The 3,752-nt window shown below is 72.6% G+C and carries 2 protein-coding genes and 1 pseudogene; all 3 read right to left on the bottom strand.

Annotated elements, in window-relative coordinates:
- Window positions 1-138: 138 nt before the first annotated feature.
- Window positions 139-2,301 (bottom strand): annotated as a pseudogene (locus tag ACTUAL_RS24320) (class I tRNA ligase family protein); the annotation flags it as partial.
- 233 nt (window positions 2,302-2,534) lie between these two features.
- Complete coding sequence (gene rpsT, locus ACTUAL_RS24315; protein WP_440901878.1) at window positions 2,535-2,801, bottom strand: 30S ribosomal protein S20; 267 nt, start codon at window positions 2,799-2,801, stop codon at window positions 2,535-2,537.
- Between the two features lie 241 nt (window positions 2,802-3,042).
- A partial coding sequence (gene holA, locus ACTUAL_RS24310) for a DNA polymerase III subunit delta (RefSeq protein ID WP_440901877.1) occupies window positions 3,043-3,752 on the bottom strand: 710 nt, incomplete at its 5' end.

Below are 3,752 nucleotides of genomic sequence, written 5' to 3'. Positions count from 1 at the left end.
CTACAGCAGGTCCAGCAAGGCGTGCTCGACGCAGCCGACGTCCAGGTCCACACCGCCGGTGTCCTTCGAACCGGGCACCCATGCCGCGCGGACAGCGCGCGGGCCCCTCCATAACGCATAGACCGCGGGGTCGGGCACCTCCTCGACGTCGGCGGCGGGCACGGGGAAGCCACGCTCGTCGCGGAAGACGTAGGCCTCGATCATGCCCTGGTTGATGAGCCGGCGGAACGGCTCCTCCGAGGACACGTGCCCCAGGTCGAAGAGGACCTTGTGCCAGAACCGGGCGTAGAGCAGGTGCAGCACCGCGTGCTCCACCCCGCCGACGTACAGGTCCACGCCGCCGGGGTCGGTGGCGCCCGCCGGCGCGCCCGCGACCGGCGCCGGGCGCGGCCCGACCCAGTAGCGCTCGACCGCCGGGTCGACGATCGCGTCCTCGTTGGCCGGGTCCAGGTAGCGCAGGTGGTACCAGCACGAGCCGGCCCAGTTGGGCATCGTGTTGGTCTCGCGACGGTAGGTCCGCACGCCGCGGCCGTCGCCCAGGTCCAGCTCGACCTCGACCCACTCGGAGGCGCGCGCCAGCGGAGCCTCGGGCGAGCTGTCGGCGTCCATCGGGTCGTAGGTGCGCGGGCTGTAGTCCGGCACGTCCGGCAGCTCGACGGGCAGCATCGAGTCGGGCACGGTGTGCGCGACGCCGTCCTCGTCCCAGACGACCGGGACGGGCTCGCCCCAGTAGCGCTGGCGGCTGAACAGCCAGTCGCGCAGCCGGTAGGTGACGGTCTCCTCACCCAGCCCCTTGGCGACCAGCCAGGCGATGATCCGCTCCTTGGCCTCCGCGACCCCCAGCCCGTCCAGGCTGACCTCGTCGTTGGCCGAGTTGATCGCCGGGCCGTCGCCGGTGAAGGCCTCGTCCTCCGGGTGCCCCTCGGTCGGCTGCACGGTGCGGATGACCGGCAAGCCGTAGGCGACGGCGAAGTCCCAGTCGCGCTGGTCCTGCCCCGGCACGGCCATGATCGCGCCGGTCCCGTAGCCCATCAGCACGTAGTCGGCGACGAACACCGGGATCTGCCGGCCGTCGACCGGGTTGGTCGCGAACGCCCCGGTGAACACGCCCGTCTTGGTCTTGGCGTCGGCCTGACGCTCCACGTCGCTCTTGGTCGAGGCCATCCGCCGGTAGGCGGCCACCGCGGCCCGCGGGTCGGGTGCACCGTCGGTCCAGCGCGGGTCGGTCCCCTCCGGCCAGACCTCCGGGACGACCGCGTCCAGCGCGGGGTGCTCCGGGGCCACGACCATGAACGTCGCGCCGAACAGGGTGTCGGGCCGGGTGGTGAAGACGGCGAGCGGCTCGGTGTCCCCGCCCCCGGCCGCCGGCACCTCGAAGCGCACGGTCGCGCCGGTCGAGCGGCCGATCCAGTTGCGCTGCATCGACCTCACCTTCTCCGGCCAGTCCAGGCGGTCCAGGTCGTCGGTCAGCCGGTCGGCGTAGGCGGTGATCCGCATCATCCACTGGCTCAGGTTGCGCTTGAAGACGGGGAAGTCGCCGCGCTCGGACTTGCCGTCGGCCGTGACCTCCTCGTTGGACAGCACCGTGCCCAGCCCGGGGCACCAGTTGACCGGCGCCGAGGACAGGTAGGCCAGGCGGTAGCCGTCCAGCTCGCGGGCCTGCTCCGTGCGGGACAGCTCGGCCCAGGGACGCCCGTCCTGCGTGGCGCGCTCCCCCGACTCGAGCTGCGCGACCAGGTCCGCGATCGGACGGGCCCGGCCGGTGCCGTCACCGGTGCGCGCGGGCGCGTCCGGGTCGTACCAGGACTCGAAGATCTGGGTGAAGATCCACTGGGTCCAGCGGTAGTAGTCGGGGTCGATCGTGGCGAAGCTGCGGCGCGTCTCGTGCCCCATCCCCAGGCGGCGCAGCTGGGAGCGGTAGACCTCCATGTTGCGCTCGGTGGTGACGCGCGGGTGCTGGCCGGTCTGGACGGCGTACTGCTCCGCCGGCAGCCCGAAGGCGTCGAAGCCCATCGTGTGCAGGACGTTCGCGCCGGTCGTGCGGGCGTAGCGGGCGTGGACGTCGGTCGCGATGAACCCCAGCGGGTGCCCGACGTGCAGCCCGGCGCCGGAGGGGTAGGGGAACATGTCCATGACGAAGCGGTGCCCGCGGGTGAGGCGCGGGTCGTCCGGCTGCGCCCAGGGGCCGGCCGGGTTGGCCGAGGAGAAGGTGCCCTCGGCCTCCCAGCGGTCCTGCCAGCGCGCCTCGATCTCGTTGGCCAGGGCGGCCGTGTAGCGGTGCTCCGGGATCCGCTCGCTCATCAGTCCTCGTCCTTCGTCTCTCGTGCTCGTCGTGCGTGCTGGCTCTGGTGGTCCTGGCTCGGTGCACAAAAAAGCCCCTCGGTCAGAGGGGTTCGCCGCGCTGGTGTGCGTCCGTTCAGCGCGGCCCGGCAAGGAGGAGCACGTGGCAGGTCGTCATGATCCCCCGATGGTAGCGCACAGGGCGCCCACCCCAGGAGGGGTGAGCGCCCTGCGACGGCTCGGCGGGAGCGTGCTCAGGCGCCGATGCCGTTGAGCTTCTTGGCCATGGCCGACTTCTTGTTGGCGGCCTGGTTGGCGTGGATGACGCCCTTGGTGACGGCCTTGTCCAGCTTCTTGGAGGCCACCTTCAGCGCGTCCTGGGCGCTGGCCTGGTCGCCCGACTCCGCGGCGACGCGGAACTTGCGGATCCAGGTGCGCAGCTCGGACTTGTAGGCCCGGTTGCGCTCGGTGCGGATCGCGTTGGTCTTGACGCGCTTGATCTGGGACTTGATGTTTGCCACGAGGTGATGTCTTCCTGGTCAGTCGTTGGTCTGGTGTCGTGAGGGCGACGACCGCGCCTCGGCCGATTGCGGCGTGGGGATGCCCTGGGCGAGGCCGGGGGCGCGGGTGCTGCATGCGCTGCGCGCACGACCGAGCGCGCACGCGATCCATCAATCTACCAGCGCGGGGACCCAGACCCAAAGTCGCCTCACGCCGCCGCCGTGGTGCCCTGGTGCCGCCGCGGTGCCGCCGTGGCTCGGCTCAGTCGTTGCGGGCCCGGCACACCTGCAGGACCGCGCGCTCGACGGCGTACTCCGGGGAGCGGACCGCGGCCTCGGTGCGCACCCCGCCCTTGACGTCGACGTCCGCCTGGGCCACGGCCTGGATGGCGCGGCCTAGCCGCACGCCGTCCCACCCCTGCGCGGCCCGGCGGGCCTGGTCGACCTGCCACGGCGCCATGCCGAGGTCGCGGGCGACCTGGCCGCTGCTGCCCCGGCCGGCCGCCGCGACCTTGCCGACCTGGCGCAGCTGCATCGCCAGGACGGCGACGATCGGCACAGGGTCCAGGCCGCCGAGCATCGCGTGCCGCAGCAGGCGCACCGCGGTCGCCTCGTCGCCGGCCAGGGCCGCCTCGGCGACCTTGAACCCGGTCGTCTCGACCTTCTCCCCGTAGTAGGTGGTGACGTCCTCGACGTCCACGAGCCCCTCGACGTCGCGCACCAGCTGGGCGCAGGCGCCGGCCAGCTCGCGCAGGTCCTTCCCGACGGCGAGGCCGAGCGCGGCCGCGGCCTCCTCGGTCACCTTGCGCCGGGCGGTGCGGAACTCGTCCTTGACGAAGCGGTGCTTGTCGGCCTCGGTCTTGACGGCCTTGGCCTCGACGACGCGGGCGCCGTCCTTGCGCAAGGTGTCCAGGACCCGCTTGCCGCGGTTGCCACTCTTGTGGCGCACGACGAGCGTGACCGCGTCGGCCG

Source organism: Actinosynnema sp. (genome assembly GCF_052038725.1).
This window is presented reverse-complemented; position numbering and strand designations above follow the sequence as displayed.